This window comes from Dyadobacter sp. CY327 (genome assembly GCF_021390415.1).
GTDB classification, from domain to species: domain Bacteria; phylum Bacteroidota; class Bacteroidia; order Cytophagales; family Spirosomataceae; genus Dyadobacter; species Dyadobacter chenhuakuii.
The window spans coordinates 1,529,217-1,542,538 of sequence record NZ_JAJUXJ010000007.1; the positions used below are offsets into that span (position 1 = coordinate 1,529,217).

Annotated in this window: 14 protein-coding genes; 5 read left to right on the top strand and 9 right to left on the bottom strand. The window is 45.4% G+C overall.

What is annotated here, in order from left to right; translation table 11 throughout:
* Positions 1-114 precede the first annotated feature (114 nt).
* The gene (locus LZG74_RS22645) at positions 115-849 is read right to left on the bottom strand and encodes a hypothetical protein (protein ID WP_233798766.1); all 735 of its coding nucleotides are present in this window, start codon (positions 847-849) and stop codon (positions 115-117) included.
* 236 nt (positions 850-1,085) lie between these two features.
* Here LZG74_RS22645 and LZG74_RS22650 point away from each other — a divergent pair, with 236 nt between their 5' ends.
* Positions 1,086-2,504, top strand: coding sequence for a PLP-dependent aminotransferase family protein (locus LZG74_RS22650; RefSeq protein WP_233798767.1), 1,419 nt, complete (start codon positions 1,086-1,088; stop codon positions 2,502-2,504).
* A gap of 99 nt (positions 2,505-2,603) precedes the next feature.
* On the opposite strand, the gene LZG74_RS22655 is transcribed toward LZG74_RS22650, so the two are convergent.
* The 3 genes from LZG74_RS22655 to LZG74_RS22665 are packed head-to-tail and all read right to left on the bottom strand — an operon-like array spanning position 2,604 to position 3,707.
* Positions 2,604-2,957, bottom strand: a complete 354-nt coding sequence (locus LZG74_RS22655) for an SdpI family protein (RefSeq protein WP_233798768.1) — start codon at positions 2,955-2,957, stop codon at positions 2,604-2,606.
* 45 nt (positions 2,958-3,002) lie between these two features.
* Positions 3,003-3,497, bottom strand: a complete 495-nt coding sequence (locus LZG74_RS22660; RefSeq protein ID WP_233798769.1) for a hypothetical protein — start codon at positions 3,495-3,497, stop codon at positions 3,003-3,005.
* Positions 3,498-3,536: 39 nt separating this feature from the next.
* A complete protein-coding gene (locus tag LZG74_RS22665; protein ID WP_233798770.1) occupies positions 3,537-3,707 on the bottom strand; it encodes a hypothetical protein in 171 nt (56 codons plus the stop codon).
* A gap of 149 nt (positions 3,708-3,856) precedes the next feature.
* Here LZG74_RS22665 and LZG74_RS22670 point away from each other — a divergent pair, with 149 nt between their 5' ends.
* Positions 3,857-4,294: a PH domain-containing protein gene (locus tag LZG74_RS22670; protein WP_233798771.1), complete on the top strand. Its 438-nt coding sequence runs from the start codon at positions 3,857-3,859 to the stop codon at positions 4,292-4,294.
* A 235-nt stretch (positions 4,295-4,529) separates the two neighbouring features.
* Positions 4,530-4,955, top strand: a complete 426-nt coding sequence (locus tag LZG74_RS22675; RefSeq protein WP_233798772.1) for a helix-turn-helix transcriptional regulator — start codon at positions 4,530-4,532, stop codon at positions 4,953-4,955.
* A gap of 47 nt (positions 4,956-5,002) precedes the next feature.
* Here the strand turns inward: LZG74_RS22675 and LZG74_RS22680 are convergent, their stop codons facing one another.
* Positions 5,003-5,314, bottom strand: a complete 312-nt coding sequence (locus tag LZG74_RS22680) for a helix-turn-helix transcriptional regulator (protein WP_233798773.1) — start codon at positions 5,312-5,314, stop codon at positions 5,003-5,005.
* Position 5,315: 1 nt separating this feature from the next.
* Entirely contained in the window at positions 5,316-5,873 is a 558-nt protein-coding gene (locus tag LZG74_RS22685) for a hypothetical protein (protein ID WP_233798774.1), read from the bottom strand.
* A gap of 162 nt (positions 5,874-6,035) precedes the next feature.
* Here LZG74_RS22685 and LZG74_RS22690 point away from each other — a divergent pair, with 162 nt between their 5' ends.
* Both LZG74_RS22690 and LZG74_RS22695 read left to right on the top strand, forming a co-directional pair.
* Positions 6,036-7,403 carry an MATE family efflux transporter gene (locus LZG74_RS22690; protein ID WP_233798775.1) on the top strand — a complete coding sequence of 456 codons (1,368 nt, stop codon included), beginning with the start codon at positions 6,036-6,038 and terminating at the stop codon, positions 7,401-7,403.
* Positions 7,404-7,614: 211 nt separating this feature from the next.
* A complete protein-coding gene (locus LZG74_RS22695; RefSeq protein ID WP_233798776.1) occupies positions 7,615-8,880 on the top strand; it encodes an erythromycin esterase family protein in 1,266 nt (421 codons plus the stop codon).
* A gap of 106 nt (positions 8,881-8,986) precedes the next feature.
* On the opposite strand, the gene LZG74_RS22700 is transcribed toward LZG74_RS22695, so the two are convergent.
* The 3 genes from LZG74_RS22700 to LZG74_RS22710 form a co-directional block, all read right to left on the bottom strand.
* Positions 8,987-9,322: a DUF3253 domain-containing protein gene (locus tag LZG74_RS22700; protein WP_233798777.1), complete on the bottom strand. Its 336-nt coding sequence runs from the start codon at positions 9,320-9,322 to the stop codon at positions 8,987-8,989.
* A complete protein-coding gene (locus LZG74_RS22705) occupies positions 9,319-12,546 on the bottom strand; it encodes a T9SS type A sorting domain-containing protein (protein ID WP_233798778.1) in 3,228 nt (1,075 codons plus the stop codon). Before LZG74_RS22705 ends, LZG74_RS22700 begins: the two co-directional genes overlap by 4 nt.
* Before the next feature lie 124 nt (positions 12,547-12,670).
* Positions 12,671-13,306: a hypothetical protein gene (locus LZG74_RS22710; RefSeq protein WP_233798779.1), complete on the bottom strand. Its 636-nt coding sequence runs from the start codon at positions 13,304-13,306 to the stop codon at positions 12,671-12,673.
* Between the last annotated feature and the right edge of the window lie 16 nt (positions 13,307-13,322).

Consider the following 13,322-nt stretch of genomic DNA (forward strand, 5'->3'; position numbering starts at 1 on the left):
AGATTTTGGTTTGATCGAGGATTTCACCCAGTTCAGCGGTTTCCAGGACAGTAAGCGGTTGAAGCGGCGCGCGCAGCTGGCCACCGTCCTCGCCTATGAGCGTCAACCCTGCCCCTATTTCACTTTGTAAGGCAGGGTAAGCTTGCCTGACAGTACACTATATACGTTATAAACACCGAGCATCGGTTTGTCCATCGACATGCCGCCTTCCGGGGCCGACACTTGCATATAGCAGCTCACTGCGTCGTAATTGAAACTTACTTTATTGTTGACACGGTAAGCAGGCACCGACACGCGGATGGCATTTTCCTGGGTCACAACCGCATAACCGGGCGAATCCATGTACATCGGCATATCGGGAGCTGTCGTTGGCTTGGTGATTTTGTCTGCTTTTTTGTATTCCTTAACAGATAATCCGCCTTTTACGCGCTCATCCTTAACCAGCACCACCCAGTGCGGATGCCAGACAATGCCATCGTTATCAAACTTCCCGTCTGCATTTTCATCCCAAAGCGGGCTATCGTCAAAATCCGGGTGCGACGTGAGCGCCAGCGCCACAATGCCTTCGGTAGGACTGAAACCGATATCCTCGGCCCTTAATGTGGTTGGAAATACGTAGCCCAAAACCGGCGCCATATCCAGTTTTCCTACGGCTGTGGGAACTGTCTTCCCGGCTTTTCCCTCTACAACGATCTCGAATTCCAGCGAGCCGTATTTTTTGTTATGGATAACCTGCGCTGATTTGATTTTGAAATCTTTCGACTCTTCAAATTTCTTACAATGCTCGCAAGCGGATGCAGCCGTGAATGTAAATAAGGCCGCGAGGGTGAAAATGATTGACTTAGTCATTTTGTTGTGATATTAATTGCTCTGGCATCATTGCCGATCCAAACTTAGTAAGGAGTGTGAGCGATGCTGGCTGGACCATTTCCATTTAAAAATACTGGACTACCCGAGCTGCACGCGAGCTGCTGACATTTGCAGTCCAGGCTGTGATAGCAATCATCACCTGCTTTTATCGCAACGAATCTGTTATATTCCTGGCCTGCCGAACTTATATCATTGTCACAAAAACCACTAGTCCAATGCTGCGACCCTGGAAGCTGGAAATCCGCATTGATCCTGATGCTCCAAAAGCCATTTACCTGCAAATCGCCGATGCGATCATTATGGACATTCAGCGCGGCAGATTGAAAATCGGCGAAGCACTGCCGGGAAGCAGGATCTTGGCTGAAATGCTGGGGGTGAACCGCAACACGATCGTGGAGGCACTCAATGTGCTGCTCAATGAGGAGTGGATCGTTTCAAAAGAGCGGAAAGGCACTTTTGTAGCCGAAACGCTGCCTGTTTTTGCAAAACAACGAAAAGTGGAAATCACCACAACCAATGACAATGCTTGCAAGAAACACTTCCGGATCATTTTCGATGACGGCTATCCCGACAGCAAAATTGCGCCGGTAAATGAGCTCGCACGAGCCTATCGCCAGATCTTCAACCGGAATGCGCGGTGGCAGATGATGGGATACGGAAATGAATTTGGCAACCCCGACTTCATTGAAGCCATTGTGCAAATGCTTAACCACCAGCGTGGTATGAAAGTTGGCAAGCATGCGCTGTGCGTTACCCGCGGCAGCCAGATGGCCATGTATCTGGCCGCGCAATGTTTATGTAAAAAAGGTGATCTCATAATGGTAGAGAGTCCCGGCTATCAGCCTGCGTGGAAAGCGTTTGAAAATGCGGGTGCCGAACTGTTGCCTGTACGCGTTGACCAGGAAGGCCTGATGATCACGGACGTGATCGCGCATCTGAAAGCGCACCGGCGCGTGAAAGCGATTTACATTACGCCGCACCACCAATATCCGACTACCGTAACGCTGAGCCTGCAACGCCGGCTTGAACTGATCCGGCTTTCCAATGAACACGGTTTCACCATCATTGAAGATGATTATGACAACGAATTCCACTTCGGCTATCGGCCCGTCCTGCCCGTTTGCAGCTTTGCCGACCTCCAAAATTACGTTTACATCGGAACAATGAGCAAGGTGGTTGCCCCTGCGCTGCGCATTGGTTACCTCGCCGCCAGCGATCCCGCATTGATGGAGAAAATCGGTACGCTGCGAAAAATCATCGACGTCCAGGGCGACGGCATCATGGAGCAGGCCGTGCTGCAACTGATCAACGACGGGACTATTAAAAGGCACATCAAAAAAGCCACAGGACATTACCGCTCCAAAAGGGACTACACCCTCTCGCTGCTAAACACTTACATGAAAGAAAAGGCAGATTACATCGTCCCAGAAGGCGGCCTCGCATTCTGGATCCAACCCAGGCGAATGCTGAACTGGCCGGAAATCAGCCAAAAAATGGCCCACAGCGGCATCAAGATCCTGACACCCGATCATTTCGGAAGCGATCCGTCGATCAATGGGATCAGGCTGGGATATGGTTCGTTATCAGAGAAAGATTTGAAAGAAGGGATCGCGCTTTTGTCGGTTTATTTTTAGTGGGGGGCTTTGTTTCCTAAATCCAATAATCAGTATGCCGATTAAGAGCAGGAACCAGTTCATATTTTCTATATATGATGATTATTATAATGCCAAGCTTCAACTTAAATACTTACCATCAGCGTCAAATTTTTTGCGAAGATTGTACTCAGTAATTGGGATAACGAAAATGTACATAATGGCAAGCAAGAAACTGCACAGATAAAATGAAGTCATGCCGCCAACAAACAAATAAGAGCCGGCCGTGAGTATGCAGAAAATGATCGATACCCAGACCTGAATTCTCGCACTATATTGATTCGCTTCCCGCCATGTCTCTCTATTTTTCATGGATAAAGGCGTGCGGTATCCAACAACGGGATTAATCCTGCCCGGTTTAACAAACCGCAACAACATCACCACAACCATACTGCATAACATAAATCCTATATGGCCTAATAGTATTATGTTCATAGTTATATTAGATGACAAGTGAAGATACACCAGCTATTCTATAAGTTAATTTTCTTTGATAATAAGTAACAGCGCCGGATTTCGAGGCGATTTCTGTAAATCTTGGCCGTTGTACTGAAATCGCGTGTATTCATATACAGCAAAGCATTTGTTGTCGGTTTGCCTATACGAGACGTTCAATGTGTCAGAATCTTCACTATTCAAATGAAGTATCATCGAGCATTTACCCCTAATATTTTTTTGGAAATCTGCCGCAAAAACAAACCCTCCCACAGTTGGTACGAACTCCTTATTTAAAACGATCCACTCTTTTTCTTCAAAATCAAAAAGCCTGATAGAGTCAGCTGAGTAGTAGGATTGCGTAGTGTCCACGAGATTTTTTCCTTCCCGGTTCACGATCGAAAACCTGATTGGCGGTGTTATCGCGGCATCGCCAGTATCTGAGCAATTATCACAGGCAAGAAAAGCAATGCTAAGGGCTAAAAGAGATAACAATATGCAAAGTGCCTTCATTTTGTGAGTAATTTTCAATGTAGACACAGCTCAATGACTTTTAGCTGGCGGCAGCATATGATTGTGTTATTCATAACCCTTAATCTGCGCTAAACCCCTAACCGAAAGCCAATACAGCCCTATGCAAAATGGCACCAGAATAAATATGCTGCTGCTTACGAATTTAACCATCATGCTGGCTGATATAGCCACTATCCAGATGCTGAGTAAGTATTTTGCCCAGGGAAGCTTGTTCATGATTAACGCTGTTTAAATGCTCGATTATTCCTGAAAATAGTAAAAAGATGAGCAAATGCCAAAATAGTGGGCTGCTTTTTTGGTGCCAGGAGCTTCAAGGATTTGGATTCACATATGCGTATATTGATGGTCATTAATGAACTATTACGATGTTAGAAGCGAACAAAAAAACTTACAAATCTGAAATAGGCCCTGAGCTATCCATTTCAATTTCAGGCTTGCTGATGATTGTCAGCATCTTACTTATTACAAAAGGAGGCTGGGCCGGTTTGGCAATTGCTGCAGTGATAGCAGTGTTCTTTTTGCATTTGTTTTCAACTACCTATTACCAGATTCTCGGCGATCAGCTCAGGATTAAATCCGGGTTTTTGATGGACAGGACGATACCCATTAGATCGATCACAAAAATTGTGGAAACCTGCAACCCGTTAAGTTCTCCCGCACTGTCGTTAAACAGATTGGAGTTGAAGTATAATCGCTATGACAGCATAATGGTCTCTCCCAAAGACAGGACTCATTTCATTGCCGACCTTTTGGAAATCTCTGAACACATTGATGTCCCATCTTCTTACATTTTGAAGCACTGAACTTTAATGTCCGAAGCTCAATAACCTGCAATGTGTTGCCGTTACCTGATCGAAAAGAAATAAGCGCGTCGGGTACTATCCTCGCCTGAACCATTTCTTTTTTCGCATTCGATGTGCTTCGATGCGGTACGCCACAAATCCGTCGGGTAACATACATTGCTATGCCTGTAAGATATCCGGGCACTTCCCGTGAGATTTATATAAATTGCTTTTTTTAACCAAACAACCTTTCCACATGACACATACTACCGCCAATCCAAAGATCCACGAAGGCCGTAACTTAAAGCGTTTCAGGGAAATGCTTGCTGTAAAACAAGAGGCGTTGGCCATCGAGCTTGGCGAGGACTGGAACCAGCAGAAAGTTTCCCTCCTCGAACAGAAGGAACAGATCGATTCAGATATTTTGGAACAGGTCGCAGCAATTTTGAAGATTCCAGCGGAAGCAATCCGCAATTTTGATGAACAGCAGGCTGTGAATATTATTTCAAATACATTTCAAGATAGCTCATTTGTGAATGTCGGAAATACGCCAACATTCAATATCAATCCAATTGAAGAAATCAGAAAGCTTCATGTCGAGAAAATGGAGCTTTATGAACGGATGCTAAAGGAAAAGGATGAAATGATGGGGCGGTTGGAGCGGTTGATTGGGAACAGTTAATAGGAAATTGGCGTGCTATCGAAATGCAAAGAGCCTAACTTACTAACTCACCCCACCTTAATCTCAATCAGCTCAACCCCCAAAACCTCCTCGATCCTAACAATCGTATCAATGGTAAAATTGCTGTTCCCTTTCACCCAGGAATTTACCGTTTGAGGCGTCACTTGCAATTTTTCCGCCAGATCTTTTTGGCTCATTCCTAGTGTTCGTAACCGGGAAAGAATATTTATGGCAATGGCCCTGGACTTTTCAAGGGCTTTGGGATTTTCAGCTTTTCGCGTTGCACGCTCTTTCCATTTGCTGGATTCAGCGGCGGTGACAGATTCTAATTTCTGTAATATTTCTTCTCTCGTTTGCATATCATTCAAAATCAATATATCCCCAATCTTCTACCGTTTCAATATTTAGTTCTTTCAAAAATCTTACGACCACATTTAATTTTTCGAGTTCTCTTTTCAAATGTTCACGCTCATTCATCGCTTTGGTTAATTTAATGGCACTTCCTGAGATTACAAAAAAGTCATAATTAAGTCTTACAGCATACATTCTTAGCCATGATTTTGCACCAGTTCCGTAAGCTTTGCTCTTTTCATTAACAACTTTGATTCTAGCGGCCCGATCCAGTGGTCTAAAAATGTCCCCCAGCCTTTGACTAAAGTCCTGCCCTCGCGCTACCTTCAAAAGTTGTCTTTCAAACTCATCAGCTTCGTACAATGTTATTGAAACAGCCTGACTTATTGAGCAATGACCATAAAAATCCTTAACAAGATCTTCTTCATGCTTAGTGAAAAATGTTTCTAAATGCTCTGGGTCATTCCAGCATTTAAATGCGAGGTCATATTCACTTTCCTCATTTTCTTCAAACCGTGCTGCCCAAAGTGTCTCGGGAACAATGCGTATAAGCTCAACAATCTTCATAATTATAACCGAAAGTATGCGACTTGATAATGTGTGTAAAAACTGACAAAGTGGTATTACCCAAAGCTAATAAAACTTTCGAAAAAATCAGATTATAACCTGATTTTTAAATAAGCGGGATTACATTACCTTTGCGCCCCGCATTTCAGAAAACCTTCCGCCATGACCGCCACGAAACAGTTAGGAGAAGCGCCTATCAGGACGCTTTTTTTTCAAAATTATGGTCCTGCTATCATCAGTTTGCTGTCTTCTACCATTCACCAGGTCATTAATGGGATTATACTCGGACAACAAGTAGGAAAGGATGGCCTGGCGGCTGTTGGGTTGTACGGCCCGGTCGTGATTGTTCTGGTAGCACTGAGCTTGCCTATTATGATTGGCGGCGGCGTGCTGATCGGCAAGAGTATTGGAGCGGGAGACTTTAAGCAGGCTCAACAGGTTTTTCAATTTGCTACGACAATTGTCATTTTACTTGGCACTTGTGTATCCATCACTGCACCGTTTACAGCAGTCCCTCTTGCCCGGTTCCTGGCTGGGGCGGCTAATGTTACTTTGGCGGAAAACACGGCGGACTATGCTTTCTGGCAGTTGGTGGGGCTGCCGTTTTTCTTTCTGGGGATGATCTGGGGAAACTTTGTGCGCGCGAACAACGCGCCGAAGGTCTCGCGAAATGCTTCCATTTTAGCTGCCGGCGTTAATGTCGTTCTGGATCTGATACTGATTGTGGCTTGCGGAATGGGGGTTAAAGGCGCATCCATTGCCACAGCCGTGGCATTGGCCACTGGCGCAACCTACCTTTTTGTATACATTTTAAAAGGGAATACGCACCTCAGTTTTGCAACATTTCGGTTTACATTGAAACTTCCGCAGTGGAAAGACTATTTTAAAATAGGACTTCCTTCATTTGCGTCCGAAATCGCATTTTCGTCGGGCTTGCTGTTGATTAACCAGTCGCTGATCGGTTTCGGAGCCACGGCAGTGGCTGCATTTGGTTTGGTGAACTATCTCAGTTTCCTGCTCATCCGACCTTTTACCGCTGCAATGATCGCCGCACTTCCCATTATGTCATTCAATATAGGTGCAAAACAACCGCAGCGCGTGTTAGAGACTTTGCGTTTCGCGCTGGGTTTTACGCTGTTACTGGGGATTGTCGTGACCGCAATCGGCTTTTTTGTATCGGATCAGCTGATAATGTTATTTTCGGGAGCTGAGAACATGGCTTACCGGAAAATTGCAAGCCAGGCGATGGGATTATATTTTTTGCTTTTTTTAGCGGCAGGGCCGAATTACCTGCTTGCAGCCTTTTTTCAAAGTACGGGCAAAACAATCATATCCCTGTTTATCAATTTGTTAAAAGGATTTTTACTCATTGCGCCAGCGCTTATGATCCTTCCTGAATATCTTGGCCTACCGGGCATTTGGCTATCCAGATCTTTGGCCGAAATACTGACTTTAATCATCGTCGTAGCGTACACAGTTTACTATAAGGATTGGTATTTTGCCGTCAATGCAATTGTGCCGAATACTTAATCGCTATGCTTAGCCTTATGCATGGCCGATAACAGGAAAGTATAGTTTGAACGACGCGCCGAGTCCCCGGCTGCTTGTTGCCATGATCGCCCCGCCAATATATTTGATTTATAACAATAGTAACTGAAAGTCAACTTATATCAATGCTGCCATAAGTATAAAATTCACAATCTTTCTTTAATATGTAGTTTACTTATACAACAGACATATTATGATCGCCATCCGATTTTCTGTAACTTTTCTATTGCTGATAGTACTTCCTGTCACTCAGCAAGTGCACGGCCAGGATAATAGCCTCTCAGAGCACATTAAGCGTGTTGCCATCGTTCTTGACTCATCAACTTTATCAAGTTATGCGCCCTTCGATCTGGGATTTGGGATTAGTCCGGAATTTAAAGTAATGGGGATCGGCGAACAGTCGCACGGTACTTCTGAGTTTTTCAAGGCGAGGATTTCTTTGATCAATTCGCTGGTCAAATCAAGCGGAGTAACCAAAATAGGGCTCGAAGCCCCATTCGCGGAAGTCGAAAACCTGAACGCATATGTTTTGGAAGGTAAAGGCGACCTTCGTCAAATTCTAAAATCATTCAGATTGTTTAACTATGAATGCAAGGAATTTGTGGATTTGGCAGAAAACGTGAAACACTTAAACGAATCTCTGAAAAACCCGCTGACTTTCTTTGGCATCGATATGCAAACTCCGTTTCAGGCATTGCAAAATATAGCAGAATCTTGTAATGCAAATGGCAGCGCCACTTCGGATTCGATTATCAAGATAACAGAATACTATAAGCTTTTAGACAATGAGATATACAACCACATGTTCAATAAGCAGGATTTTGCTGAGCTCTCAGCATTAAGCAATCAAATATTTAACACCTTAACCAAAGACAAGGCCGCTTGCCTTCAGAAGGATATTATTCTCAAAAGCATAGATAGTTACAAGCAGTTCCTAATGCTCAACAATCCGGAAAACGACTTCCAGGAGCAGTCGACATTGCGGGATTCGCTGATGGCAGAAAATGTTCTCAATGCATTAAAGCCCGGCCAAAAGATGATCGTTCTGGCGCATAATGGTCACGTACAAAGGACGCCAAATACCTATTCAAAAAGTATGGGATACTTTTTATCTCAGAAACTGGGCACTCAATACCAATGTTTGGCAATGACAACGTCCACCGGATATTATACCGCGTTCACGCCCGCAGCCGGTAAGGTTACAGACAAAAATCCGATCCTTGATGCGAAGGTCGGCACTTTCGAACATGAGTTTTCTAAAATCCGAAAATCAATGTTTTTCCTTAACACATCAATGGTCAAAAAGCAGCATGGCAGTGGGACTTTGCCAGATAAATACAAATTGCTCCCATTTGGTGTGACAGACCAGCCATTTGTAAGCGGAAATCTGCTGGACGACTTCAACTACGTACTTCACATTGAAAAGACTTTTGGAAACCAAAGTTTTTACCTAAAATAAGGGTAGGAAATTAAAATGCCTTAGAAAGAAGGTGTTACAAATAATGAAGAAAGCAAAGCACATCTGGATCGTCTGGCAAAAGGGAATCCCTATCATTACGTAAACTCTATTCTGAGCCAATTTTAATGCGGACCGGCCCCTTAATATCTTGGACATCAACCGGCACTCCCTTTTGTGTTATCATTACGCTGCCCTTTGTGTGTAAATCAATGGCTACCCCGAGTACATCTTTCATATACTTCCGCCAGTCGTCGGGAAACAGCTTACGTGCGATTTCTGAGGGGCACGTACTTTTCTCAGCACCACGATCAATGGCGGTAGACAGGATAGTTTCGGCTATTTTCTCGTAATGATGCATGTGTATGCTGCGTAAATAGGTTTGCAGAAATACCATAAAGATCGGACCAGCTGTGGCCATTTCAATATCATATTGTTGCCTCATTCAACCACCATCTTCCGGGTTTCAGAACCATTGTTGGTTTCAAATTTCACCAGATATGTCCCTGCTGGCATTGGGCTCAGAACAAATCCGGTGTCTGTCTGCTGGATAACCTTTATGCGAGTATCCCTGCCTTTCAAATCCAGGACCCTAATGTTGCTAACCTGGCTGCCTGACTGGACTGTAACCGTTGTGCCTGCACTGACGGGGTTGGGATATATGTAATTTTGCAAATCTTTCTCATCAGCCTGCAAACTTACCACGCGGCTGAATGCAAAGCTCTCATCAACATCCACAGCACGAAGACGATAATAGACAACCGATGCCAGGGAGGCAAATGTTGTATCTGTAAACGAATACCTATGCGCTTCTATCCCATTTCCGGCTGCTCTAACCGTTCCAACCGCAATGTAGCTTTTGCCGTCAAGGCTTCTTTCAATATCAAAATGCGAAGCATTTACTTCATCAGTTGTTTTCCATTTCAATAAGGCGTTTTGTTCCGCCTTCTCAGCCGTAAAGCTGACCAGATGCACAGGCAAGGCCGTTTCATTCACATTACTATGCACGAAAAACCCCGAAAAGCCCGTCACATGAAAGCTCACTTCCCAGCGCTTTGCCGTATCATTCCAAACAATGTCCTCATCCTCAGGATTGATCAGCAACACGGCAGGCCCGTCGCCTGTCCAGCCGGTATAGGTGTCGGGGAAGCCATATTGGCTTGTTCCGTGATTTTGTGTGACACGAATGTTGTGAACGCCGTCGCTATCCGCCGGGCCGGTTGGCAAAGCTGGTGCGCTTCCTCTGTTGTTATTAAAATCGTCAAAATCGGATTGTGCATAGAACAATGTAACGCGCCCGGTTGCTGTGTTGGCATTGGCAGCGGGAGTAATATCATAATAGCGCCTTACATAAGGCTGACCGGCAGAAGGGGCCGATTGTGCAACGTACACTTTTGCGCTGACAGCACCACTCACGCCCGTGCCTGCTGACAATGGCGCTATTATGCCGATTTCGCCACAATCGTTTGCAAATGTGACCGGAGCTCCGACAATTGTCTCCGTCACTTCCGAGTGATCGTCCGCCAAGTGATCATCAGCCGGTGAACCGCTGTTCACAATCACATAAAAGTTACCTGCACTATATCCTACCAGCGAATAATCATATACATTATTTTCAGTAACAAGAAATGTCCACCCCCCATTGGTGGCTGTGCCCAGGATGCTGTTACATAATTTCGCAACTCCTGACGAGGCTGCCAGCCCGGTAAAAGGAGTAAATGCCCCTGCATTGTAATTGTCTCCATTATTCCATTGAAATGCCGTTGCAAAATAATGCTTACTACCCCAACCTATGATCACAGTACCAAAATTATATGCCGGGGACCCGACCACCGAGTTGGAAACGCTCACGGGGCCAGTTATTCCCGTATTTCCGTCGCCCCAGGTCACTGCGCCAATATAATTATCGGCAACGCTTTTCCAATAAATGCTTGATACCACATAATTCCCATTAGCCAGCGGCCGGGTATCGAACCCAACCCTATCGTCTTCCGTTGATCCTACCAGCGAATTGGAAGCGCTTACCTCGCCTGTGAGCGCACTAGTCCCACTGCACCAGGTCGCAGCTCCTGCATTCTTTACCGATCCATTATCCCAATTAGGGCTGACAACCACATAGTTTCCATTGGTAAGCGCAAAAACATAGCCCAAATCGTCGTCCTGCGAGGATCCTACCAGTGAATTGGAAGCACTCACAACACCGGTCATTCCCGTAGTTCCATTGGCCCATGTTGCAGCGCCCGCAGCACTGGCCGCGCCATTGCTCCAGCCAAAACTCGAGACAACATAATTCCCATTGGTCAAAGCAGTTATAAAGGTCCCCACGGCATCACCATGCTTGGCGCCCACCAGCGAATTTGAGGTGTTCACAGTCCCTGTCAGACCCGTAGCACCATTCACCCATGTCGCGGCCCCCACTCTTACTTCTGGTGCAACCTGCCAGGCAGCACTTCCAACAACGTAGTTACCATTACTTAAAGCGACAACACCGCCTACAAGGTCACCCGTTGTCGAACCCACCAGCGAGTTGGAAGCCGAGATAATGCCTGTCAGTCCCTTGGTACCGTCTACCCATACTACGGCACCAACATCTCTTACGGGCCCATTATCCCAATATGCACTAGTAACCACGTAGTTTCCATTGGTAAGTGCGGTTATTCCACCCAGGTAACCATATGCTTCCGTTCCTACCAGTGAATTAGCAATATTCACTTCTCCCGTTACTCCGGTAACACCATTTCCCCAAGTTATTGCTCCTGCATCGCCCAAAGGACCATTATCCCAGGTTTCACTTCTGACCACGTAATTTCCGTTAGCAAGGGCAAGGACTTGAATGCCCACTTGGTCATTAGCACTTGAACCCACAAGAGAATTGGACACAGTTACCGCACCGGTTAATCCTGTTGTGCCACTGGCCAAAGTTACCGCTCCTGCATCGTGCACTGAACCATTATCCCAATGACGGCTTTGCACAACATAGTTCCCGTTTTTGAGCTCAACGACATTGTCGGCACCTATTTTGTCACCAGCTTTAAGTCCTACGAGGGAATTTGAAGCGCTCACTACCCCTGTTATACCTGTGGTTCCGTTCCCCCAGGTTACTGCTCCGGCTGCAGCCGCCGAACCATTTTTCCACCCTGTACTCCGAACCACATAGTTTCCATTGGTGAGTGGATATACATGTTCCCCACCAATCAGATCACCGGCTTGCGAACCAACCAGTGAGTTGGACGCGCTAACCTTTCCCGAGATGCCTGTGGTCCCGTTTGCCCATGTCACCGCTCCCGCATTGCTCGCAGAACCATTACTCCAAAACGGACTGTTTATGACGAAATTTCCATTAGTTAGTGCTGTCACTCCAAAAATCCCCACATGGTCATTCGCCTTACTGCCTGTCAGCACGCTGATTAGTTTATGGGTTGCACCATTGTAAAAGTACACCGCACCCACATTGGGAATTGCTCCGTCGCTCCAGTCCGGATCTGTTACGACATAATTTCCATTGGTTAATACCGTGATTTTGGAACCAAAACTTCCGCTGCCGGGAGGACCGGCAACTTGTGTTCTCTGAGCCGTCGATACGCTGATATTGATAAATAGAAGGAAAAGGACCTGGATTATCCATACGCCCTTTTGAGGCTTATAACTTTCTTGTAGCTGTGTATACATGTCTTAAAGTTTTTTATACAATAAGAACAAAGTATACTTTTTTCAGATTTTATTTAACAATACTATGTTTAGAATTAAATATATTTATTTAATGGTCGATTTCAGTCGTGGATAGGCGCAGTGCCTAAGTCTCTTTCGTAAAACGCTGATAAACGGAAGTAATTGATACTTGTTTCACCCCATTCTTTGTATACAAATACCGCTTATTGACGATAACCAGCCTGCCAGCCGGATCTACGGTCACCGACTCGGGTTTTACCCATCGATATGGATTCTCCTGTTCACTTGGCAGCACATTGAGCAATTTGAGATCATCGGAAAAGTGGAACTGGCGCGCGGTGCCTTGCCGCAAAAAATCCATTCGTAAGGATGGGTCATAATTTAAACCCGGACCGCCTGCCCATTCTTCGTTTTCAAGGCGGATATATTGCTCGGGCCAGGACTGACTGAATAGATATGCAGGTTTTGCAGACAAGGGATTTTTAGGGTATATACGCACTTCTACGTCAAAATGAAAATTCTTTTCAGAAGGAAGGATATCAATTTCCTGGAACAAGTCGGTGGAACTTGCACCATCCATATTTACATCGACGGCTTCACTACTGACCGAACTGACGATACCATATTTTCCATGGAACTGCTCTTGCAGCGCAGCAACTTTGCGGGCTTCGATAATCTCAGGATCGACCACAGGATCATCTTTCTTGCAACCCAACATTACCGCAAGAAAAATAGGGCAAAGAAGAAGAAGTGTTTTCATGACTTTGAGTTTTTAT

Coding starts and splice junctions, on each gene's coding strand:
- LZG74_RS22685 (WP_233798774.1), bottom strand. CDS start 5,873: ATGAAGATTGTTGAGCTTATACGCATTGTTCCCGAGACACTTTGGGCA.
- LZG74_RS22680 (WP_233798773.1), bottom strand. CDS start 5,314: ATGCAAACGAGAGAAGAAATATTACAGAAATTAGAATCTGTCACCGCC.
- LZG74_RS22710 (WP_233798779.1), bottom strand. CDS start 13,306: ATGAAAACACTTCTTCTTCTTTGCCCTATTTTTCTTGCGGTAATGTTG.
- LZG74_RS22700 (WP_233798777.1), bottom strand. CDS start 9,322: ATGAGGCAACAATATGATATTGAAATGGCCACAGCTGGTCCGATCTTT.
- LZG74_RS22645 (WP_233798766.1), bottom strand. CDS start 849: ATGACTAAGTCAATCATTTTCACCCTCGCGGCCTTATTTACATTCACG.
- LZG74_RS22695 (WP_233798776.1), top strand. CDS start 7,615: ATGATCGCCATCCGATTTTCTGTAACTTTTCTATTGCTGATAGTACTT.
- LZG74_RS22655 (WP_233798768.1), bottom strand. CDS start 2,957: ATGAACATAATACTATTAGGCCATATAGGATTTATGTTATGCAGTATG.
- LZG74_RS22690 (WP_233798775.1), top strand. CDS start 6,036: ATGACCGCCACGAAACAGTTAGGAGAAGCGCCTATCAGGACGCTTTTT.
- LZG74_RS22705 (WP_233798778.1), bottom strand. CDS start 12,546: ATGTATACACAGCTACAAGAAAGTTATAAGCCTCAAAAGGGCGTATGG.
- LZG74_RS22650 (WP_233798767.1), top strand. CDS start 1,086: ATGCTGCGACCCTGGAAGCTGGAAATCCGCATTGATCCTGATGCTCCA.
- LZG74_RS22665 (WP_233798770.1), bottom strand. CDS start 3,707: ATGAACAAGCTTCCCTGGGCAAAATACTTACTCAGCATCTGGATAGTG.
- LZG74_RS22670 (WP_233798771.1), top strand. CDS start 3,857: ATGTTAGAAGCGAACAAAAAAACTTACAAATCTGAAATAGGCCCTGAG.
- LZG74_RS22675 (WP_233798772.1), top strand. CDS start 4,530: ATGACACATACTACCGCCAATCCAAAGATCCACGAAGGCCGTAACTTA.